19 protein-coding genes are annotated in these 20892 nt (G+C 60.8%); 10 read left to right on the forward strand and 9 right to left on the reverse strand.

All coding sequences use genetic code 11. The annotated features are described in order from the left end of the window. The 5 genes from fliJ to fliF are packed head-to-tail and all read right to left on the reverse strand — an operon-like array spanning window position 1 to window position 5296. Window positions 1-465, reverse strand: a complete 465-nt coding sequence (gene fliJ, locus KI609_RS20000) for a flagellar export protein FliJ (protein WP_226445283.1) — start codon at window positions 463-465, stop codon at window positions 1-3. 19 nt (window positions 466-484) lie between these two features. Continuing rightward, on the reverse strand, window positions 485-1843 hold the full coding sequence (fliI, locus tag KI609_RS20005; RefSeq protein WP_226445284.1) for a flagellar protein export ATPase FliI: 1359 nt from the start codon (window positions 1841-1843) through the stop codon (window positions 485-487). 25 nt (window positions 1844-1868) lie between these two features. Further along, a complete protein-coding gene (locus tag KI609_RS20010; RefSeq protein WP_226445285.1) occupies window positions 1869-2603 on the reverse strand; it encodes a flagellar assembly protein FliH in 735 nt (244 codons plus the stop codon). Continuing rightward, window positions 2587-3582 (reverse strand): flagellar motor switch protein FliG, encoded by a 996-nt coding sequence (gene fliG / locus KI609_RS20015; protein ID WP_226445286.1) that lies wholly within the window; start codon window positions 3580-3582, stop codon window positions 2587-2589. The genes KI609_RS20010 and fliG overlap by 17 nt, the downstream gene beginning before the upstream one ends. Window positions 3583-3604: 22 nt before the next feature. Further along, entirely contained in the window at window positions 3605-5296 is a 1692-nt protein-coding gene (fliF, locus tag KI609_RS20020) for a flagellar basal-body MS-ring/collar protein FliF (RefSeq protein ID WP_226445287.1), read from the reverse strand. 174 nt (window positions 5297-5470) lie between these two features. Here fliF and fliE point away from each other — a divergent pair, with 174 nt between their 5' ends. Then, window positions 5471-5782 carry a flagellar hook-basal body complex protein FliE gene (gene fliE, locus KI609_RS20025; RefSeq protein ID WP_226445288.1) on the forward strand — a complete coding sequence of 104 codons (312 nt, stop codon included), beginning with the start codon at window positions 5471-5473 and terminating at the stop codon, window positions 5780-5782. Window positions 5783-6102: 320 nt separating this feature from the next. On the opposite strand, the gene KI609_RS20030 is transcribed toward fliE, so the two are convergent. The 4 genes from KI609_RS20030 to KI609_RS20045 all read right to left on the reverse strand — a co-directional run bounded on the left by KI609_RS20030 (window position 6103) and on the right by KI609_RS20045 (window position 10144). After that, window positions 6103-6402 (reverse strand): flagellar protein FliT, encoded by a 300-nt coding sequence (locus KI609_RS20030; RefSeq protein ID WP_226445289.1) that lies wholly within the window; start codon window positions 6400-6402, stop codon window positions 6103-6105. Window positions 6403-6405: 3 nt separating this feature from the next. After that, window positions 6406-6861 carry a flagellar export chaperone FliS gene (fliS, locus tag KI609_RS20035; protein ID WP_226445290.1) on the reverse strand — a complete coding sequence of 152 codons (456 nt, stop codon included), beginning with the start codon at window positions 6859-6861 and terminating at the stop codon, window positions 6406-6408. Window positions 6862-6920: 59 nt separating this feature from the next. Continuing rightward, window positions 6921-8363: a flagellar filament capping protein FliD gene (gene fliD / locus KI609_RS20040; RefSeq protein WP_226445291.1), complete on the reverse strand. Its 1443-nt coding sequence runs from the start codon at window positions 8361-8363 to the stop codon at window positions 6921-6923. A gap of 218 nt (window positions 8364-8581) precedes the next feature. Then, window positions 8582-10144, reverse strand: a complete 1563-nt coding sequence (locus KI609_RS20045) for a flagellin (protein ID WP_226445292.1) — start codon at window positions 10142-10144, stop codon at window positions 8582-8584. A 330-nt stretch (window positions 10145-10474) separates the two neighbouring features. On the opposite strand from KI609_RS20045, the gene KI609_RS20050 reads away from it, so the two are divergent. The 9 genes from KI609_RS20050 (at window position 10475) to KI609_RS20090 (ending at window position 20892) form a co-directional block, all read left to right on the forward strand. Beyond that, window positions 10475-12037, forward strand: coding sequence for a flagellin (locus KI609_RS20050; RefSeq protein WP_226445293.1), 1563 nt, complete (start codon window positions 10475-10477; stop codon window positions 12035-12037). A gap of 289 nt (window positions 12038-12326) precedes the next feature. Further along, complete coding sequence (motA, locus tag KI609_RS20055) at window positions 12327-13187, forward strand: flagellar motor stator protein MotA (RefSeq protein WP_226445294.1); 861 nt, start codon at window positions 12327-12329, stop codon at window positions 13185-13187. Between the two features lie 33 nt (window positions 13188-13220). After that, entirely contained in the window at window positions 13221-14153 is a 933-nt protein-coding gene (gene motB, locus KI609_RS20060; RefSeq protein WP_226445295.1) for a flagellar motor protein MotB, read from the forward strand. Window positions 14154-14225: 72 nt separating this feature from the next. Then, entirely contained in the window at window positions 14226-14612 is a 387-nt protein-coding gene (gene cheY, locus KI609_RS20065) for a chemotaxis response regulator CheY (protein WP_010466076.1), read from the forward strand. Window positions 14613-14616: 4 nt separating this feature from the next. Continuing rightward, a complete protein-coding gene (locus KI609_RS20070; protein ID WP_226445296.1) occupies window positions 14617-15243 on the forward strand; it encodes a protein phosphatase CheZ in 627 nt (208 codons plus the stop codon). A gap of 136 nt (window positions 15244-15379) precedes the next feature. Continuing rightward, complete coding sequence (locus tag KI609_RS20075) at window positions 15380-16534, forward strand: flagellar biosynthesis protein FlhB (protein ID WP_226445297.1); 1155 nt, start codon at window positions 15380-15382, stop codon at window positions 16532-16534. Further along, window positions 16531-18612, forward strand: a complete 2082-nt coding sequence (gene flhA, locus KI609_RS20080; protein WP_226445298.1) for a flagellar biosynthesis protein FlhA — start codon at window positions 16531-16533, stop codon at window positions 18610-18612. The genes KI609_RS20075 and flhA overlap by 4 nt, the downstream gene beginning before the upstream one ends. After that, window positions 18609-20102 carry a flagellar biosynthesis protein FlhF gene (flhF, locus tag KI609_RS20085; protein ID WP_226445299.1) on the forward strand — a complete coding sequence of 498 codons (1494 nt, stop codon included), beginning with the start codon at window positions 18609-18611 and terminating at the stop codon, window positions 20100-20102. Before flhA ends, flhF begins: the two co-directional genes overlap by 4 nt. Further along, a complete protein-coding gene (locus KI609_RS20090; protein WP_226445300.1) occupies window positions 20095-20892 on the forward strand; it encodes a hypothetical protein in 798 nt (265 codons plus the stop codon). The genes flhF and KI609_RS20090 overlap by 8 nt, the downstream gene beginning before the upstream one ends.

Raw genomic sequence — 20892 nt, forward strand, 5'->3', positions numbered from 1 at the left:
TCAATACTCCTGGCCTTGAGAGCCTTGGCCTGCACCACGGTACTGCAGCGCAGCCCGTTCGTCGGTCTGTTTCTGGTCTCTGCGCATCTGCTGCAACTCCAGGTCATGGCGCCGCTTTTCAATGACCTTGCGCAAACTGGAAAGCCGAAGCTCCGCCTGCAGCAACGCACTTTGGGCGGCGTCGACCCTTGCGGACTGGTCACTTACCACACCGGTCTGAATGCCGGACGCGTGCCCCAATCGATCCATGAACTGGTAGTGGTGGTACATCACTTCAGGCTGTAGTGTCGCGTCCGCCCTCACACCCCACCGCGCCTCAGTTTCACGGGCGTAATCATCCAGTTGGTGGAGCTGCGCCCGCGCCGCCTGTTGCGCAGCCAACGCCGCCTGCACCACTTTGCGGGCGTCGTCCCGCTTGCGGGTAGCAGCCTCGATGGCCACAGAAAGCGCGTTCAGGTTGGACATGGCAAATGGCTCCCGAGCTTTAATGGTTCAGCACGGAGGCCATGGCCGTCACGCTCTGGTCCATCGAAGCGGCATCAAACATATCCTGCTGCAAAAAAACCTCCATTTGGGGCTGCAAGCGGATCGCTTCGTCAAGGGCAGGGTCTGAACCACTCATATACGCGCCCACTTGCACCAGATCGCGGCTCTTCTGATACCGCGAATAGGTGGCACGAAAACGCCTGGCCAGATCGAAGTGCCCGCGGGACACCACGTTGTGCATGACCCGTGACGCAGACTGCTCGATGTCGATGGCCGGGAAATGCCCTGTCTCCGCCAGCGCCCGCGACAACACGATGTGCCCGTCCAAAATAGCGCGCGCCGCATCGGCGATCGGATCCTGCTGATCATCGCCTTCCGACAGCACGGTGTAGAACGCCGTGATCGACCCCACTCCATGCAGCCCGTTACCACTGCGCTCCACCAACTGCGGCAGCTTGGCAAAACACGACGGCGGGTAGCCCTTGGTGGCTGGCGGCTCGCCAATGGCCAGCGCAATTTCTCGCTGGGCCATTGCATAGCGCGTGAGCGAGTCCATGAGCAACAACACATGCTGCCCCTTATCGCGAAAATGCTCGGCCACGGCCGTTGCGTAAGCCGCCCCTTGCATGCGCAACAACGGTGGTGCGTCGGCGGGCGCGGCCACCACCACAGAGCGTGCGCGCCCCTCTTCCCCCAAGATGTCTTCCACGAACTCTTTGACTTCGCGCCCTCGCTCGCCAATGAGTCCCACCACAATCACGTCGGCACGGGTGTACCGCGCCATCATTCCCAGCAAGACGCTCTTGCCCACCCCAGAGCCGGCAAACAACCCCAGGCGCTGTCCGCGCCCCACGGTCAGCAAGGCATTGATGGCACGCACACCCGTATCGAGCGGCTCGCGCACCGGATCACGGTCCATCGCGTTGATCTGTCTGCGCCCCATGGGTTCGGACACGACATCCTGCACCGGCCCGCCATGGTCCAGCGGCACACCTTGTGCGTCCACCACACGCCCCAGCAGTCCATCTCCCATCGGCAGCCGCAGCACACCCGCACGTTGAACGGGGCGCGAAACTTCGCCAAGGCGGGGGACGGGGACATAAGGCGCGGCCGGTGTCACGCTGGCACCGCTGGAAAGACCATGGATGTCGCCCGCCGGCATCAAGAAGGCGCGATCCGCCGAGAAGCCCACCACCTCAGCCAGGATAGGCTCTTGTCCAGGCATCTGAACCATGCATTGAGACCCCACGGGAACACGGATCCCTGCGGCCTCCAGTACCAGGCCCGTCAACCGCGTGAGCGTGCCGCGCGTCTCCAGCGCAGCACCCTCAGACACACGGGCACGAGCGTCGTCCATGAAACGCGTCCAGGCGGAGGGTGTCTCAACGGTCACCGGCATCCCCTTCGTTCCATGGAGAATCCAGGCCCAGCGCCGCAATGGCGCGCTGCCACCGCTTGTCGAGACTGCCATCGACCACCGTTCCAGCCGATTCCACGATGCAACCACCTTCAGGAACCGCGCTGTCCGCCACCCACTGGATGCCGGGGACATCCACCTCTTCACGCAATGGCGCCGCCATGGCATCCAGGTCGACAGGGTTCAACCGCACCGTGGCAGGCCGCCCTTCCGTCACCAGCATGCCCACAGCCTCCCGGACCACGGGCTGCAAAGGGTTGGGGTTGACCGAGAGCTCTTGGCGAACCACCTGGCGGGCAATGTCGCAGGCGAGTTCCAGCACCTGTTGCGCCATGTGCTGCTGCAGGTCGATCAGGCTTGCATCAAACGTCTGAAAAACCTCCTGCAGGCGGCGCGCCGACTCTTGCCCTTGCGTGGCAATGTATTCATCCAGCCGCCGCTGCCATTCGAGCGTCGTTTCTGCCTGCCCCTGGGTAAATCCCTCCGCGTAAGCATCGTCGCAGGCTTGTTGAACCAGGGCCTGCTGCGCTGCCTCGTCAATTTCTGCGGGTATTTCGACGACAGGTTCGGCCTCAGGCTCTGGCAATGGCTCGACAAGATCCGAGCCATCCACCGCGCCAAACTTCCACTGCGTGAAGTCGCCGACCTCTTCGCTGGGTATGAACCGCGAATAAGAACGCTGGTTAGACGAAGGCATCATCACCACCGCCTCCAATCATGATCTGGCCCTCATCGGACAAGCGGCGCACAGTCTTGAGGATTTCCTTTTGCTGGGCCTCGACCTCGGACAGCCGCATAGGGCCGCGCGATTCGAGGTCTTCGCGCAGAGCTTCGGCCGCACGCGAAGACATGTTAGACAGGAACTTCTCGCGCAGCTCCGGGACCGCGCCCTTGAGCGCCACGATAAGGGTTTCGGAGGCCACTTCCTTGAGCACCGTCTGGATCGCCTTGTCGTCCAGCTTGAGCACGTCGTCGAACACGAACATCTTGTCCATGATCTTTTGCGCCAGTTCGGGGTCGTACCCGCGAATGGACTCCAGGACCATGGCGTCCATGTTGCCGCCCAGCATGTTGATGATTTCTGCGGCGGCCTTGACGCCCCCCAGAGAGCTCTTGCGAATCTTGTCGCCGCCCGCCAACACCTTGAAAAGCACCTCATTGAGGTCTTTGAGGGCGGTGGGTTGAATACCTTCCAGCGTCGCCACGCGCAGCAAGATCTCGCTGCGCTGGCGGTCCGTGAGGTGCATCAGAATGGCTGACGCCTGATCGCTATCGAGGTGCACCAAAATGGCCGCAACAATCTGCGGATGCTCATTGCGCAGCAATTCCGCCACAGAAAGCGGGTCCATCCACTTGAGACTCTCAATGCCCGAGACATCCCCACCTTGCAAAATGCGGTCAATCAGCAGGCCCGCCTTGTCGTCGCCCAGTGCGCGCCTGAGCACCGCACGCACATAGTTGCCCGTGTCCGAGACCAGCAGGCTCTGCGCGGCAGCCGCGTTCGAGAACTTGTTGATGACTTCGTCCACCTTCTCGCGCGACACCGACCGCATGCGTGCGATGGTTTCGCCCAGCTTTTGCACCTCCTTGGGTGAGAAATGCTTGAATACTTCGGCCGCCTCCTCTTCGCCGAGGGACATCAGCATGATGGCGGCGTCATGAAGGCCTTGGTCGTCCATAGAAGGTCCGTGCAATGTGCGGTTAAACAGGTTCGCCGTTCAGCCAGGTTTTGAGGATGTTCGCCACCGCCACCGGATTCTCCTTGGCGAGCACACGCGCATCTTCCAGGCGCAACTGCTCGGGGGTTGCCGGCACCAGCTCATCCTTTTTACCCGGGGCAGGCAGGGCCGCGCGTTCGGGCATGTCGGCTTCAAGCGCATCCAGTTGCCCCCCCGCCACCGGAACCGCCGTCGCCTTGGCTGGCGCCGAGCCCTTCAGGGCAGGCCGCACCAAGCCCAACAACACGATGGCGGCAAACAGCACGGCACCCACAGGCCATGCAAAAGTCTTGGCCAAGTCCACCATCTCGGGCTGCTTCCACAGCGGCAGATCCGTCGATGGGGCCACCGCCACCTGGAACGGCGTATTCATGAGATTCACCGAATCGCCCCGCTCGCGGTTGAAGCCGATGGTTTCGCGCACCAGCGCCGTCATCTGCTCCACCTGCTCAGGGGTGAGCGCCTTGGTCACCGTCTTGCCCTTGTCTTCGGCGGACTGGTAGTTCACCACCACGGCAGCGCTCAGGCGCTTGACAACGCCGGTGCTGCCGCGGGTCACGCGCACCGTTTTGTCCACCTCGTAGTTAGTGGTTGCCTCGCGTTTATTGATTTGCTCCTCGGTGCCCTGCGGCTGGCCCGCCGCAGTCGGTACGGGGTTGGCGCCGTTGATGGGGGCCGTAGAGGGTGCCGGTGGCTGGTTGCTGACCGCGCCAGGAACGCCTGCAGGCCCTTTGCCGATGCTGCCCCGGTTTTCCAGCACCTGCTGACTGCGCACAGCGCTGGTGTCAGGCGTCTGGTTGGGGCGAAATTGTTCGGAGGTGGAATCCGTCTGCGTGAAATCCACTTCGGCCGTCACCTGCGCCTTGACGTTGTCGCGGCCCACCACGGGCTCCAGAATATCCATGATGCGGCGCGTGTACTGCTGCTCAAGCCGCTGCACATACAAAAGCTGCTGCGCATTTACCTCGGTGCTGCCATTGTCTGGAGTCTGCGACAGCAACTTGCCCGTATCGTCCAGCACGCTGACGGCCGATGGGGCCAGCTCTGGCACACTGGAGGCCACCAGGTGCACGATGCCCGCCAATTGAGCGCGATCGAGCCCCCGCCCGGGATAAAGGCTCACCAACACCGACGCCGACGGCTTTTGCTGCTCGCGGAAAAACCCGTTCTGATTGGGGAGTGCCAGATGCACGCGTGCACTCTGCACCGATGAAAGCGCCTGAATGGAACGTGTCAACTCGCCCTCCAGGCCGCGCTGAAAATTTAGCCGCTCCTGGAACTGCGTCATGCCGAACTTGCTCGACTCCATGATCTCAAAACCCGCCACCGAGCCCTTGGGCAGGCCCTGGGTGGCCAGGCGAAGGCGCACGTCATGCACGCGGTCAGCAGGGATCAGGATGGCGCCACCACCCTCGGTGTACTTGTAAGGCACATTCATCTGCGACAACTGGGCCACCACGGCGCCCCCATCCTTGTCGTTCAGATTCGCAAACAGCACCTTGTAGTCCGGCTGGCGCCCCAACACAATGGCCGCCACGGCAGCGGCCACCAGCAGCGCGGCACCCGCGCCCAGCCGCAAGCGCTGTCCCCGGTCAAGGGTAGACAGCCGCTGCAGCCAGTTGGGGCGGGCGGGCATCGGGAGCGGATTGAGAGGGACTTCAGCAACAGCAGACATCTTGCTTTCCAGTAAGGCAGGCCCGGCAAAGACCAAAGCGTGGGGTCGATTATTCGATCACGCCCCCAAAATGTTCGCTGGATAAGCCGCCGGTTTGGCCATCAATTCAAAGCGATGGAAACCAGGGCGGTGATTAGGATACGCAGCATACCGCCATTCCCTACGGATACCGCCATGGACCTTCGCATATCAAGCTCTACCACGCCCCTGACGGGCGCCGGCGCAGCGCGCCGTGCCTTGGCACCGCAAGGCGCCGAAACAGACGTGGGTTTTTCAGGCGCCCTCAAAGGCGCATTGCAATCGGTGAGCGCAGCCCAGAACCGCTCTACCGACCTGCAAAGGGAAGTGCAGATGGAGAACCCATCGGTCAGCCTGGAAGAAACCATGGTGGCCATCCAGAAAGCCCAGATCGGCTTTCAAGCCACGCTGCATGTGCGCAACCGCATGGTGCAGGCCTACACCGACATCATGAACATGCAGGTTTGACGGTCACGCTGCGCCCCCCTCCGCAAAACCCGCCCCCGCCCAGCAAGAGCTGAGCCCTGACGGTAACCCGCCTAGGCCTATCGCTCCGTATTTAATAGCGTTTAGCGCTTGACAGTCAGGCGCTAGCGCCGAATTCAATCCACATTCCAACAAAAAAGCCACTCTGATCCAGAGTGGCTTTTTTTGTGGCCGCCAATTCATCGAAGCACATCGAATTGACTATATTTTTGATAGCACCTTGCGCTTATGAATAAAGCGCTTGAGGCATATTTCGTTGAAAAAGAGCTTCAAACTTCGCAGCGGACATTCCGCATCGCACCTCAGTGCATCATCTGCGGCTGGCCTTCCAACAGGTGCTCAAACTGCGCCAGCCAAGGTTCTGCCAGGCAACGGATCTGTGCGTCGTTGCGCAGGATGCGCTGCATGATGCGGGTCTTTTCACGCCGATGCTCGGGCAACAGATTGTGCTCTTGCGATTTGAAACGCAGCTGCTCAATCAGCACGGCGCAAGCGCCTTCGTAGCGCACCACGCCGTCCCAGTCCTTGAGCCGGGCAGCCTCCAGCATCTTGGCGCTGCTGTCTTCAATGGCTTTGTAGTAATCAATCAGCATGTGCGACATGGTTCAGGCCTCCACCAGCACGGGCTGGCCCGAGGCGGGCGCGGTTGCCATGGCAGAACCGGCGCCGTTGTTTTTGATTTGGTTCCAACCCATCGCCACGGGTTCGATCAAGCGCATGACTTCCTCCATCAGGGCATCGTCATTGCGCGCGTTGGCCATGATCAGGCTGTGCATGCAGTAGTCATACAAATCACCCAGGTTCTGCGCGAGTTCTCCGCCATCCACCCGGTCCAGCGCAGTGCTCAGACCTTCTTCAAGAATCCGGAGGGCTTTGCTGATGGCATTGCACTTGCCCAGCACATCCCCACGGGCCATCGCGCCTCGAGCGGTGGCAACGGCATTGAGGACACCTTCATACAACAGGCTGACCAGTTGGTGCTTGTCGATGGTGTGCATGCTGGTTTCAACGTTGATACGCTGATAGGCATTTGCGGCACGAGGGCTGTAGGCACTGAACATGGTGGTGTCACTTAGGTTGGTTATTTAATTTATCGGCCAATTCCCGAAAAACTAAAGGACTAACCCGACGACTTATTCCAAGTGGTGACTTGCTGGGAAATATAGGCATTCAGCGCATTCAACTGGCTCATCTTCGTATCAAGCGCTGTGTAACGTGCCTTGAGGTTGGTTTCCGTGCGATCTGCCAGATCGTTCACGCGTTCGATTTCTTGCGCATTGCGCTTGAGCGAGTTTTGAAGCAGCTTGTCCTTGCTCGCAAAGAATCCATCTGATGCCAACAAGCTTTTGGTGGTCTTCAGGATTTTTTCACTCACGCCATCTGTTGCCGTGCCGCCGTCCGGCCCACGGAACATGGCCTTGACGGCATCCGGGTTCTCCAGCGCCTTGTTCAGCTTGGTGCTGTCCACGACCAGCTCGCCAGTGGGGTTGATGTTGGAAAGCCCGCCCGCCACACCGATACCAATACTCGACAGGCCACGAAATCCACCCGCCCCGTCCGCCATGGACTGGATCGCACTGCGCAAGGAGTTTTGCAACCCCAGCGCCGTCGAATCCCCCTGCAGCAGCCCGGCCGTCTTGTTTTCCTTGTCGTATTTGGTGATGTCGTTCAACGCGTTGTTGAGCGTGTTGTAGGCTTTCACGAAGGCGTCGACATTGGCTCTCACCGCCGTAGTGTCTTTGGCCACGGTGATTTCAACGGGTGAGGTGGTGACTTTGACTGCACTGAACGTCACACCCGAAACGGTGTTGAACTGATTGGTGGCGGAAGACACCGGGATGCCGTTCACCGTCGCCTTGGCATTGGCACCGTAGTCAATGCTCAAACCTGTGGTCAGACGCGACAAACCGGTGGCATCGGTGTTGTTACCGTCGCCATCCGTCACCGTCATCTGAAACCCCGCATCCTCGCCCGTCGTCTTGCTGCGCAGCAAGAGGCGCTCACCAGACGCATCCGACAAAATAGACGCCGTTACGCCCGCGTTGGCACCGTTGATCTTGCTGGCCACATCGGCCAACTTGTCGGTCGCGGCAATGGTGATATTGACCGGATTTGCGGCCCCGGCGGCGAAACTGGTGGGCGAGACGCTCCATTTGCCCAGCTCTATCTTCAACGAGCCAACGCCCATGTAGCCGCCGACGGGCAACAGGGGTGCCGATGCAGTGGACTGGGCTTTCGCCAGGTTTTGAACCTCTACACTGAAGGACGTGGCAGCCGTGCCCCCTGTGGCACTCACCGTCACGGCGTCGGCATTCGACGATGTCGCGGTGACAGCATTCCAGCCGGTCACGCTGTTGAGCTTGCCCGCAGCATCTGAAAAATCAGACACCATCGACTTCAGTTGCCCAAACGTCGATATTTTTGCGTTGACAAACGTGGCCTGGTCTTTGAGACCGTTGGTTTTGGTAATCGGGATTTTGACTGCATCCACAGAGGCCTTGATGAGTGCATTGACATCCACACTGCCACCAAGCCCCACGCCTATTGATGAAAAGCTAGCCATAGTCCATCTCCTGAAAAGCGTTGAGCGTTACAGCCGGGAATTATCAAAGACCTGCGCTGTGACAGCCTGCCAATAAACACCTGAGAACCCTGCCAATCTACCGCCTTGCGTTCCGCTTTGCAAAGGCAAAAAAGCGGCGGCGAATCAATCACCGCCGCTTCGCACCCAAAACCCGGGCCCCAGGGGGCTGCGAGGTCCGGGTAGCCGATGAGCGCCTATTAACGCAGCAGGGCCAACACGCCTTGTGGCAACTGGTTGGCCTGGGCCACCATCGCCGTGCCTGCTTGCTGCAGAATTTGCGAGCGCGACAGGTTGGCAGTTTCTGCGGCGAAGTCAGCATCCAGGATACGACCACGAGCAGCCGAGGTGTTTTCAGACGTGCTTTGCAGGTTGTTCACGGTGCTTTCAAAACGCGCTTGCAAGGCACCGTAATTGGCGCGCTGGCCGCTGATGGCTGACAGTGCGGCATCCACGATGGCCAAGGTGCGATTGGCACCGTCTACCGTGCTGACATCCATGTTTTGCACGGTTTGCATTTGGCTGGCAGCGGAAGTTGCTGCCTTCAGGAAGCCGCCACCTGCAGCCGCACCACCGGCGTCCACCGCACTGAACGACTTGGACGAATCCAGCGTCAGCTGGCCGGTTACCACAAGGTCGTCGGTACCAAAGGCGCCCAACCCGGCCATCCCTGCGATACCCGCACCAGCCGCCCCCACCAAGGCGCCGCCTGCGGCGTCTGTAACGCTGATGGTATTTGCGGCCACCGAGTCATTGACCACCTTGATGTCATTGCCCGCGGCATTCGTAAGAACCAAGCCGTCGCCTTTGTCGTTGACACGTGCCGTCACACCCGTTTTTGCAGCCGCGTCGTTGAAAGCCTTGGCAGCATCGCTCAGGCCATCGGCGTTGAGGGTACCGCCCACCGTGAAGGAGATCGTCACGGCCTGGCCCGTGGCGTTGTCGGAAGCCAGCTTCAAGGTGTAGGATTTTCCTGCACCCAAACCCGACAGACCCACTTCGGTCCGTGCCGTGGCACTGACACCGGTCTTTTCCGTCTGCGCATTCACTGCTGCAGCGGCATCCTTGGCGGAAGCGCCTGCGGCATAGGTTACAGCCGCGCTGCCGTAGGCGCCATTGATCGTGAGGGTATTGCCTGTAATGCCGGATGCACCCACCTTGCCCTGCGCAACCACGGCATCAGCCGTGCTTCCCAGTGTCAGGTCACCCGCACCACCGGTGGTCGTGGCCGAAGTGCCGCCAATGCGGTAGTTGCCGTAGGCGTTGGTGCTGAAGTTCGACGACGTGGCCGTGATGGTCTGGTTGGCATTGGCGCCGACCTGGAAGGCTGCGCTGGTGAAGGAACCATCCAGCAGCTTGCGGCCGTTGAAGTCGGTGGTTTTGGCGATGCGGTCCAGCTCGGAGGTGAGCTGGTTCACTTCGGCGTTCAACGCCTGGCGGTCAGAGGCCGAATTGGTGGCGTTGGCCGACTGCACAGACAGTTCACGCACACGCTGCAGGATGTTGCCCGACGACGCCAAGGCGCCTTCAGCGGTTTGCGCCAGCGAGATGCCGTCATTGGCATTGCGCACAGCTTGGTTCAGGCCACGGATTTGGGAAGTGAAGCGCTCCGAAATGGCCAGGCCAGCGGCGTCGTCTTTGGCGCTATTGATGCGCAGGCCTGACGACAGGCGCTGGATGGAGGTGTTGAGCGATGCCTGGCTCATGCCCAGGTTGCGTTGGGCGGTCAACGAGGCGACGTTGGTATTGATGGTAGCTGCCATGGCAAATCTCCGATAAAGAACTGACTGAATATGGCGTTGCCGCCAACCTGGCGCCAGGCAAGGCACCCGGCTATACGGTTCACATCGCCCACAGGGGTTGGGGTTTCTGATGAACGGCGGGCATTTACGTCCCGTTGCAAATGTTTTCGGACGCTGCGCCCAAAACTTTAGGGCGAATCGCACAAGTTGCCGGGTTTTTCTGCGCTTTATTGGGCCACTGCACATCGACGTGCACTTTCACAATTCCCCCATCGTTCCCGTCTTGTCTGCCGGACGGTGGGGCTTCTACCGGCGCAGATTTGGTTTTTCCAGCCTTCAAGGAGCATATCCATGGCAGCTACCATCAATACCAACGTCAGTTCGCTGACTGCCCAGCGCAACCTGGGCATGAGCCAGGCATCGCTCAGCACCTCCATCCAGCGCCTGTCGTCAGGCCTGCGCATCAATAGCGCCAAAGACGATGCCGCCGGTTTGGCCATCTCTGAGCGCTTCACCACCCAGATTCGCGGCATGAACCAGGCCGCGCGCAATGCCAATGACGGCATTTCGCTGGCGCAAGTGGCTGAAGGGGCTCTGGGCGGTGCCGGCAACATCCTGCAGCGTATTCGGGAGCTGTCTGTGCAGTCGGCCAACGCCACCAATTCGGCCTCTGACCGCCAGGCGTTGAACGCCGAAGTGAACCAGCTCACCTCCGAGCTGGACCGCATCGCCAAAACCACCGAGTTCAACGGTCGCAAGCTGCTGGATGGCTCCTTCACCAGCGCCGCCTTCCAGGTCGGCGCCAATGCCAACCAGACCATCACGGCCACGTCGTCCAACTTCAGCACCAACGCCTATGGCAACTACCGCATTGGCGGCACTGCGGCCACCACCACGGGCGGTGCGGGCGACCTGACACTGGGAAGCACCCCTAACGCCGTGGTGGCCCAAGGCGCGATTGGCGCGTCAGCCATCACCGGCAGCACCTTGACCGTCAACGGCGCTTACGGCAGTGTCGCCATCCCCTACCCTGCGGGCGCGTCAGCTAAAGACACGGCCGCCTTGGTGAATGCGCAGACCGAAAAAACAGGCGTGAGCGCCAGCGCGCGCACCGAAATTGGCTTGTCGGGCCTGACCGCTGCCACGTCGTACACCCTCAAGGTCGCCTCGGACAATGGGGACGCACAAGCGGTCACCGTTTCCTTCACCGTAGGCAGCCCGATCAATAACGACGGTTTGAGCGATGCCGCCAAGGCATTCAATGACGCGGCCGCAAAAACCGGCGTCGTTGCCCGTGTGAACGACGGCGGAACCGGCCTGGTCCTGACCAATGCTGCGGGCAATGACATCAAGATTGCCAATGACTCTCTGGCAGCCAACACCATCACCGTGACCGATGCCGCTGGCGGTGCATTGATCGGCGGCGCGGGCGCAGCGATTGCGGGAGGCGCTGGCGCAGCTACCGTCCCGGGCACCGCTTTGGTAGTGACCGGCCAGATCACGCTGGACTCATCAAAGTCCTTCAGCGCCATTGATGCAGCCGGCGCAGCTGCAGGCGGGGGGGTTCTGACCGTCGCCACGGCTGCGGGCAGCCAGATCCAGACCGTGCAAAACATGGATGTCAGCACGGTGGATGGCGCCAACCGCACGCTCGCCATTGTGGATTCAGCCATTGCCGCCATCAGCGGGCAACGCGCCAACTATGGCGCCTTGCAGGCGCGCTTCGAAACGGCCATTGCCAACCTGAACGTGTCTTCGGAGAACATGTCGGCAGCGCGCGGACGGATCCAGGATGCTGACTTCGCCGCCGAAACCGCCAACCTGTCGCGCGCCCAGATCCTTCAGCAGGCCGGCACAGCGATGGTGGCGCAGGCCAACCAGATCCCGCAAGGCGTGCTGGCGCTGCTCAAGTAAGCGCGCGTGCATGAAACACGCCGCAGGGCGGTGTTTTGTTGCCAAAACCGCACAGCAAGGTTTTTGCTACGTTTTTAATAGCTTCTGGCGCTTATGCAGCATGCGCTAGAGGCTGTTTTATCTAAAAGCCACCAACCCAAGGGGCCAGCCTTGGTGTACGCCAAAAGAGGGCTGTTTGCAGCAATCCGATACATTTGCAGTACCCTTGGCCCCGTAGAGGCCTCTGCGGCCCCGTCCCCTCCCCGCCTTGTATGGCCTTGCCCAGGCAGCAGCCCAACACGTCTAAAGCATGTTTGTCATCATTGGTTACGTTGTCTGTCTCGGCTGCATCTTCGGCGTGTACGTCATGCACGGGGGCAACATCAGCGTGATTCTTCATGCGCTGCCGTTTGAGATCGTCACCATCCTGGGCGGCGCGCTGGGCGCCTTTGTGGTCAATAACCAGCCCAAAGTCATCAAGGCCACCCTGGCCGCCTTGCCTATGGCGCTCAAGGGCTCCAAATACACCAAGGCGCGCTACATGGAGCTCATGGCCATGCTCTATGACATCTTGCAAAAAGCCCGCAAAGAAGGGCTGATGGCGATCGAAAAAGATGTGGAAACGCCCAACGAATCCGAAATTTTCAAAAAATACCCCACCGTGGGCAGCGATCACCACGTGATCGAGTTCACCACCGATTACCTGCGCATGATGGTGTCGGGCAACCTCAATTCGCACGAGATCGAGGCGCTGATGGACAGCGAAATCGAGACCCACCACCAGGAAACCCATGCGCCTGTGGCCGCTTTGGCGCGCCTGGCGGGCGCCCTCCCGGCGTTCGGTATCGTGGCGGCGGTGCTGGGGGTGGTCAACACGATGGGATCGGTGGGCCAGCCGCCCGCCGTGCTGGGCGGGATGATCGGCTCGGCACTGGTGGGGACCTTTCTCGGTATCTTGCTGGCCTATGGGGTGGTTGAACCCCTGGGCGGCCTGGTGGAGCAAAAGACCGAAGACGCGTCCAAGGAGCTGCTGTGCATCAAGTCCACCCTGCTGGCCAGCATGCAGGGTTACAACCCGGCCACCGCCATCGAATTTGGTCGCAAGGTGCTTTTCTCTAGTGTTCGCCCCAGCTTCACCGAGCTGGAAGGGCACGTAAAAGGCAAGAAGTAGCAGCACCAGCAGCACTGCGCCGCCCACAAAGCCATGGCAGAAAAGAAGCTTCAGCCCATCATCATCAAGCGCATCAAAAAAGGCGGTCACGCCGTGCATGGGGGCGCCTGGAAGATTGCCTATGCCGACTTCGTGACGGCGATGATGGCGTTTTTCCTGCTGATGTGGTTGCTGGGCTCGACCGCCAAAGGGGAACTGCAAGGGATAGCAGCCTATTTCGCGTCGCCGCTCAAGGTGGCGATGACGGGCGGTGACGGTGCAGGCAATAGCTCCAGCGTGATTCCGGGTGGAGGCAACGATTTGGCCAAGGTGCACGGCCAGGTGCGGCGCTCGGATGCAGAAGAAGCCAAGCAGCGCCGCATGAGTATTGATGCCGCACGCGCCGAGCGCGCCAAGCAGGACCGCGACCGCATCAAGGCCCTGGAGGCCAAGATCGATTCGCTGATCACCGAAAACCCCCGCCTGAACGAATACAAGTCGCAGATTCGCATCGACATTACGCCGGATGGCCTGCAAATCCAGATCATCGACGACCAGAACCGCCCGATGTTTGACAGCGGCAGTGCGTTGGTAAAACCCTACATGCGGGACATCCTGCGTGAAATTGGCTCAGCCCTGGGAGGGGTCGAAAATCGCATCAGCCTGGCAGGCCATACCGATTCCGTGCCCTATGGCAACAGCGATCGCGGGTATAGCAACTGGGAACTGTCTTCTGACCGTGCCAATGCCTCACGCAGGGAGCTGGTCTCTGCAGGCATGCCAGACGCTAAACTGGGCCGTGTCGTAGGATTGGCGGCCAGCGATCTGCTGGACCCCGACAATCCACGCTCCCCGTCCAATCGGCGCATCACCATCACGGTGTTGACCCGCGAGGCCGAAGAACGACTCATGGGTAAAGGTATCCCCGAAATCACGTCAACAGAGCTGCTGAATGAAAAGCGGGAAAATCCCCCCCCCAGCAGGTGACAGTTACGACTTGTCACCAAACCTGCCGCCCATGACAATACTTACAGCTATTTCCGACCGAAAGGGTCCCAAGTGACCACAGCCCTTCGTTTTTTGATCGTTGACGATTTCTCCACCATGCGGCGCATTGTGCGCAATCTGCTCAAAGAGAGCGGTTTTGCCGATGCGGACGAAGCCGAAGATGGTGTGGCTGCCCTGAACAAACTGCGCAACAGCAAGTTTGATTTTGTGGTGACCGATATCAACATGCCCAACATGAACGGCTTTCAGCTGCTGGCTGAAATCAAGAAGGACGACAAACTCAAACACTTGCCTGTTCTGATGGTGACCGCAGAGGCGCGCAAGGAAGACATCGTTGCAGCGGCCCAGGGCGGCGCCGCCGGCTACATCGTCAAGCCGTTTACCAAAGCGACCCTCGAAGAGAAAGTGACCTTGATTCTCAAGAAGATGGGGCTGTGACGCCATGGACGACACACCGGACAACAACCAGCAGCCGACCGATGTACACCACAAGATTGGCCTGCTGACACGTCAGCTGCACGATTCGCTGAATGAACTGGGCTACGCGGACAAGCTGCGCGGTTCGATGGGAGAGCTACCAGATGCCCAGAGCCGCCTGTCGTATATCGCCCGCTTGACGGGTGAAGCCGCCGAAAAGGTGCTCAACCGCGTGGAACAGGCCAAGGCACAACATGATTTCATCGCTACGGAAACACGCCGTGTGGTGACATCGCTCGTGAAAGACCCGGTGGCAGCCGTGGCCAAGGGCGAGATCATGAATTTCCTGACCGACGTGGAGCGGGTCACCAAGGAAGCCGACACCCATCTGACCGAAATCATGATGGCGCAGGACTTTCATGACCTCACGGGCCAGGTCATTGCCCGCGTGGTCAATCTTGCCGCCACCATTGAAGCGCAGCTGGTGCAACTGCTCATTCAGACAGCACCGCCCAACATGCAGGTGCCCGTCGCCCCCGTTGAAGCGCCACGCGCTCATCTTCAAGGGCCCGTGGTGGACCCTGTCAACACGGCAGACGTGGTGACCGACCAGTCCCAGGTGGACGACCTGCTCGCCAGCCTCGGGTTCTGATCAACGGCGGCGGCGCCGTGGCCGCCAATGAAGTTGACGTTGCCGGTATCGAAAAGAGGGGGTCGCAGCCCCCTTATCGCGCTTTAGATTTCCGAGTCGCTCACGACAATGGCATGACACGAGCCGTCATGCCACCATGGAATCCAGCCAAGAAAAAAGCCTCCCCGCGTCAGAACGTAAGCTGCAAAAAGCGCGCGAAGACGGCCAAGGGGCGCGCTCGCGCGATCTCTCTCACCTGGCGATACTGGGGGCCGGTGCGGCCTGCATGCTGGTGTTGGCACCCCAGCTGATGGATCAGCTGGAACTGGCCCTGGGCCAACAGCTGGCATTCGATGCTGCCATGGTCATGGCCCCCGGCACGATGCTCAATCGTCTGCAAAACATGGTGATTGTGGGCTTGGTCGCCAGCACGGTTTTTGCCGCGTTGACCAGCGGTGCGGCGCTCATCAGCGCTATCGCCGCTGGTGGCTGGATTCTCAGCGCCAAGCCCATCACGCCACAGTTCAATCGGCTCAATCCTATTTCCGGCTTGGTGAATATGTTCTCCAAGCAACAGATGGCCAACGTTGCCAAGATGGTGCTGATGAGCTCCATCCTGACCTTCGTGGCCTGGAAGTTCCTTGGAAACAGCATGGAATCGGTGGCGATGCTGGTGCTGCAGCCCTCGCCGCTGGCCATTCGGCACATTGCCGACTGGCTGACCTCTGGCATGAGCTTGCTGCTGTTGGTCGTGTTTTTGGCAGCACTGGTGGATGTGCCTTTGCAGGCCTATTTCTTCAAGGCGCGCCTGAAGATGTCGCACGAAGAAATCAAGCAGGAGCACAAGGAGTCCGACGGCAACCCGCACACCAAGGGTCGGATCCGCCAGCGACAGCGCGAAATGTCAGAACGCGCCAGCGTCGGGGCTGTGCCCAAGGCCGACTTCGTGGTCATGAACCCGACGCACTATGCCGTGGCGCTGAAGTACGACGAAAAAACCATGAGCGCGCCGCAGGTCATCTCGCGGGGTACGGACCTCATCGCCTTCAAGATTCGTGACATTGCCAAGGAACACAGCATCCCCGTGCTGCAGTCCCCCATGTTGGCCCGTGCGCTGTATGCCCATGCCGAACTCGATCAGGCCATACCCGCCACGCTGTACACCGCCGTGGCCCAGGTGCTGGCTTATGTCTATCGCCTCAAAGCAGCCATGCGTGGCGAGGGCCGCATGCCCGACAGCCTGGTGGACCCGTACGTGCCTCCTGAACTCGATCCGCTGAACCGCACGACCGTGCAAGGCGATGCCCTATGAACACCTCCGTAAAGTCTCTTCAGCAGTGGGCGGGCACCAACGCTGGCGCACTGCAGGGTCTGTCAGCCCCGCTGCTGGTGGTGGCCATCCTCGCGCTGATGGTGCTACCCATTCCGCCCTGGCTGCTGGATGCGTTCTTCACGCTGAACATTGCCGTGGCGCTGATGGTGATGATGGTGGCTGCCTACATGCTGCGCCCGCTGGATTTCGCGGCGTTTCCCTCGGTCTTGTTGCTGACCACGCTCATGCGCCTCTCGCTGAACGTGGCGTCTACCCGGGTGGTGCTGCTGGAAGGCCACACCGGCCCCGGCGCAGCCGGTGCGGTGATCGAAGCATTCGGCCACTTTCTGATTGGTGGCAACTTTGCCGTCGGGTTGATCGTGTTTGCCATTCTGGTGGTGATCAACTTCGTGGTGGTGACCAAAGGCGCAGAGCGTATTGCCGAGGTCTCGGCCCGATTCACGCTGGATGCCATGCCGGGCAAACAAATGGCGGTGGATGCCGACCTGAACGCAGGCCTGATCGACGAGAAAGAAGCCAAGCGCCGCCGCTCCGAAGTGGCTGAAGAAGCCAATTTCTTTGGTTCGATGGACGGTGCATCCAAGTTTGTGCGTGGTGATGCAGTCGCCGGCATCTTGATCTTGCTCATCAATATCATTGGCGGCTTTGCCATCGGCGTGCTGCAGCACGATCTGTCGGCCAAGCAGGCGGCCGACAGCTACATCCTGCTGGCCATTGGTGATGCGCTGGTCGCCCAGATTCCGGGGCTGTTGATTTCTGTCGCAGCCGCCATGGTGATCTCGCGAGTCGGCAAGGACCACGACATGGGCCGCCAAATCGTCGAGCAGCTCTTCATGTCGCCACGGGTTCTGGGCGTGACCGCAGGCATCCTCGTGCTGTTGGGTTTGATTCCCGGGATGCCGCACATCGTTTTCCTGACCATGGGCGGCCTCTTGGGCTATGGAGCATGGCTTCTGTACGAGCGTCAGAAGGTTCCCCCAGAGGTTGAAGCCCCGCCTGCGCCCGTGAGCGATGGAGAGGCGACGTGGGACGACCTGCAGCCTGTGGACCTCCTGGGTTTGGAGCTGGGCTACCGCCTCATCAGCCTGGTGGACAAGAGCCGCCAAGGCGATCTGCTCACCCGCATCAAGGGTGTGCGCCGCAAGTTCGCCCAGGAAGTCGGCTTTCTGCCGCCTGCCGTGCATGTACGCGACAACCTCGAGCTCAAGCCCAGCGGTTACCGCATCACGCTGCGTGGCGTGGTGGTGGGTGAAGGCGAGGCCTTCCCTGGCATGTTTCTGGCCATTAATCCCGGGGGCATCACCACACCGCTGCTGGGCACGCCGACCACAGACCCCGCTTTTGGCCTCCCAGCACACTGGATCGACGAACGCCAGAAGGAAGCGGCACAAATGGCAGGTTTTACGGTCGTTGATTCCGAAACCGTGATGGCCACCCATTTGTCACACTTGATGCAAGTGCAAGCAGCCAAGCTCCTCAGTCGCACGGAAACCCAACAACTGGTGGAGCACGTCGCGAAGCTGGCCCCCAAGCTCATCGAAGAAGTGGTTCCGAAAATGGTCTCTATCGCAACGTTTCAGAAAGTCCTCCAGCTGTTGCTGGAAGAGTCTGTGCACATTCGCGATATCCGCACCATCATCGAAACGCTGGCCGAGCATGCTGGCGCGGTGTCCGACCCCGTCGAACTGGCCCGCCGCGTGCGCATTGCACTGTCGCCCGCCATCGTCCAGCAGATCTACGGCCCCACCCGCGAACTCAACGTCATCGCCATTGAGCCAGGCCTGGAGCGTCTTCTCGTGCAGGCGCTGGGCAACACCGCCGGGCCTGCACTCGACCCCGGCGTTGCGGACACCCTCACCCAAAGAGCTGCCGAGGTGGCGCTCAAGCAGGAAGAAATGGGCTTGCCTGCCTGCCTGCTGGTTCCCGATCAGATACGCAATGCCATCTCCCGCCTCGTGCGCCGCGTGGCGCCCCGGCTGCAGGTGCTTGCGCACAGTGAAATCCCAGAGACCCACACCATCCGTATTGGGCCGATCCTTAAAGGTGCATCAACATGAACATCAAACGCTTTACCGCCCCCACCTCGCGGGAGGCGCTGGCCAAGGCGCGCATGGCCTTTGGCGACGGCACGTTGATTCTGTCCAACCGCCCCACAGCCAATGGTGTGGAGGTCGTTGCGACAGCCGAAGACACATTGTCGGCACTGGATGGTGACGCAGGCAGCGCCTCTAACCCACCGCTTCTGGCCCCCAGGGCGGCAACTACCGCGCCAACACGCACCCCTCAGGCGACAGCAGCCATCAACCTCGCACGCAACCCCGTGGAGGAAGATACCGAACAGCTTGCTATGAGCACGCTGTCGTTCCAGGACTATGTGCGAGAACGCATGCTGCGCCGTCGCCATGAGGCACTCAACGGCCCCTCGGAAACGTCTTCGTTGTCGGAACGCAGCCGCAGCCAGGCGCCCGAACGTGAACGCATGCCAGCGCCTGCGGTGGCCCGACACAACCCGCTGCGTACGATTCCGGTGGATATTCCGGCGGAGGCGCCACGCCGTCGCCAAGAGGCTGCAAGCTCGAGCCTCATGCAGTCCAACAACCAGCAAAGCGTGATGCATGAGCTTCAAGCAATGAAGGAGCTGATTGAAGACCGCTTCAACACACTGTCCTGGCTGGGACAGGCACGTCAGAACCCGATCCAGTCCAACCTCATGCTCAAGATGATCCGCGCGGGCTATTCACCTTCGTTGGCGCGCGCTGTGCTCGAGCGCCTTCCGGAAGACCTCTCCGCAGGTGAGTCCGTGCGCTGGCTGATGGAAGTACTGGAACGCAACCTCAAGACCGATTTGGCGGATCCCCCCCTGTACGAACAAGGCGGCATCTTCGCGATGGTGGGATCCACTGGCGTGGGCAAAACGACCACCACCGCCAAGCTGGCAGCCATGTGTGCCCGCATCCACGGGCCTGGAAGTGTCGGCCTGATTACACTGGACACCTACCGTGTCGGAGCGCACGAGCAGCTGCGCACCTATGGCCGCATGCTGGGTATCGTGGCCCACCTGGCCCACGACCGTGCGGCCCTGCAAGATCTGCTGGGCTTGCTCAGTGGAAAAAAAATGGTGCTGATCGACACCACCGGGGTTGCACCGCGCGACCCGCGCAAGCGCGACATGCTTGACGTGCTGGACTTGCCGCATGTCAACCGGTTGCTTGTCCTGAACGCGGGCTGCCACGGTGACACGCTGGATGATGTGCTGACCGCCTTCAAGACCGATGGTTCGCAACAAGCCATCTTGTCCAAGGTGGACGAGGCGGTCAAACTCGGCCCCGCCATTGATGCACTCATCCGCCACCAGATGGTGCTGCGCGGCGTGACCAACGGTCAACGCGTCCCCGAAGACTGGGAGCGTGCCGACGCGCACAAGCTCATCAGCACATCCATGCGCGCGCCTTCGAAATCAGCGTTCGATCCGAAGGCCACGGATTTGAATTTCTTTTTCTCCCACTCCCCCGACTCGGTAACGGAGGGAGGGCTGGTCGATGCTTGATCTTGGTTTTCACCAGGCTGCCGGTCTTCACAGCTTCACGCCGCAATCCGGCGTGCGGGTATTGGCAGTGGCAAGCCAGGGCAATACAGGCAATGGTCTGGAGACGCTATGGCAGATATGCGCGAGCTTGCAGCGGCTTGGCTACCCGGTGGTTGTGCTTGATGGCACTGCGCAAGAGACCGAAGAAAGCCCGGGGCTCTTCCATCTCATGCAACAGACCCCGTGGGACGAGGGCGCACACCTGAACACAGGGGCCGCCGCATCGTCTCTGGCCGTGATTCCCGCAGCCCGCGGCCTCCAGTACCTCAGCCGAAACGCGGGCCGCGCTCATGCATCCCCGCTCGAAGGCCTGCTGCCCTGCTTTCGAACCTATGGGCTCGTGGTGTTGCATGCGCCAGCCGCCACGTTGGGGCCATTGTTGACGCACACGGCAACCATCCCGTTGGTGGTGATGGGCCGAGGCTCTGCGGGTGTCTTGACCAGCTACAAGAGCCTCAAGCAGATAGCGCTTCACACTGGTTTGCCTTGCATGGTGGCCGCGCTGCTTCAGGGGAACACAGCGTCGGAGCGCCGCAGGGCGCAGTTTGGGTTGCAAACCCTGCAGTCGTGTGCGGAGCGGCATTTGGGAGCCCCCGTGCGCACCACGACGATCGCAACCCAGAATCCCCAGGATCTGCAGCGCCTGGCCTTGCAACTCCTGGAGAATGCGGGCACGATGGACGAGGCGCTGACTGCGCCACCGCCCAGCAACATGACAGGAACACCTGCCCATTTTGTCCGGAGCCACTGA

This window comes from Acidovorax radicis (assembly GCF_020510705.1).
Classification (GTDB): Bacteria; Pseudomonadota; Gammaproteobacteria; order Burkholderiales; family Burkholderiaceae_C; genus Acidovorax; species Acidovorax radicis_A.

Excerpts from the sequence above, each read along its gene's own strand:
- fliJ (WP_226445283.1), bottom strand. The coding sequence starts at position 465 with ATGTCCAACCTGAACGCGCTTTCTGTGGCCATCGAGGCTGCTACCCGC.
- fliI (WP_226445284.1), bottom strand. The coding sequence starts at position 1,843 with ATGGACGACGCTCGTGCCCGTGTGTCTGAGGGTGCTGCGCTGGAGACG.
- KI609_RS20010 (WP_226445285.1), bottom strand. The coding sequence starts at position 2,603 with ATGATGCCTTCGTCTAACCAGCGTTCTTATTCGCGGTTCATACCCAGC.
- fliG (WP_226445286.1), bottom strand. The coding sequence starts at position 3,582 with ATGGACGACCAAGGCCTTCATGACGCCGCCATCATGCTGATGTCCCTC.
- fliF (WP_226445287.1), bottom strand. The coding sequence starts at position 5,296 with ATGTCTGCTGTTGCTGAAGTCCCTCTCAATCCGCTCCCGATGCCCGCC.
- fliE (WP_226445288.1), top strand. The coding sequence starts at position 5,471 with ATGGACCTTCGCATATCAAGCTCTACCACGCCCCTGACGGGCGCCGGC.
- KI609_RS20030 (WP_226445289.1), bottom strand. The coding sequence starts at position 6,402 with ATGTCGCACATGCTGATTGATTACTACAAAGCCATTGAAGACAGCAGC.
- fliS (WP_226445290.1), bottom strand. The coding sequence starts at position 6,861 with ATGTTCAGTGCCTACAGCCCTCGTGCCGCAAATGCCTATCAGCGTATC.
- fliD (WP_226445291.1), bottom strand. The coding sequence starts at position 8,363 with ATGGCTAGCTTTTCATCAATAGGCGTGGGGCTTGGTGGCAGTGTGGAT.
- KI609_RS20045 (WP_226445292.1), bottom strand. The coding sequence starts at position 10,144 with ATGGCAGCTACCATCAATACCAACGTCGCCTCGTTGACCGCCCAACGC.
- KI609_RS20050 (WP_226445293.1), top strand. The coding sequence starts at position 10,475 with ATGGCAGCTACCATCAATACCAACGTCAGTTCGCTGACTGCCCAGCGC.
- motA (WP_226445294.1), top strand. The coding sequence starts at position 12,327 with ATGTTTGTCATCATTGGTTACGTTGTCTGTCTCGGCTGCATCTTCGGC.
- motB (WP_226445295.1), top strand. The coding sequence starts at position 13,221 with ATGGCAGAAAAGAAGCTTCAGCCCATCATCATCAAGCGCATCAAAAAA.
- KI609_RS20070 (WP_226445296.1), top strand. The coding sequence starts at position 14,617 with ATGGACGACACACCGGACAACAACCAGCAGCCGACCGATGTACACCAC.
- KI609_RS20075 (WP_226445297.1), top strand. The coding sequence starts at position 15,380 with ATGGAATCCAGCCAAGAAAAAAGCCTCCCCGCGTCAGAACGTAAGCTG.
- flhA (WP_226445298.1), top strand. The coding sequence starts at position 16,531 with ATGAACACCTCCGTAAAGTCTCTTCAGCAGTGGGCGGGCACCAACGCT.
- flhF (WP_226445299.1), top strand. The coding sequence starts at position 18,609 with ATGAACATCAAACGCTTTACCGCCCCCACCTCGCGGGAGGCGCTGGCC.
- KI609_RS20090 (WP_226445300.1), top strand. The coding sequence starts at position 20,095 with ATGCTTGATCTTGGTTTTCACCAGGCTGCCGGTCTTCACAGCTTCACG.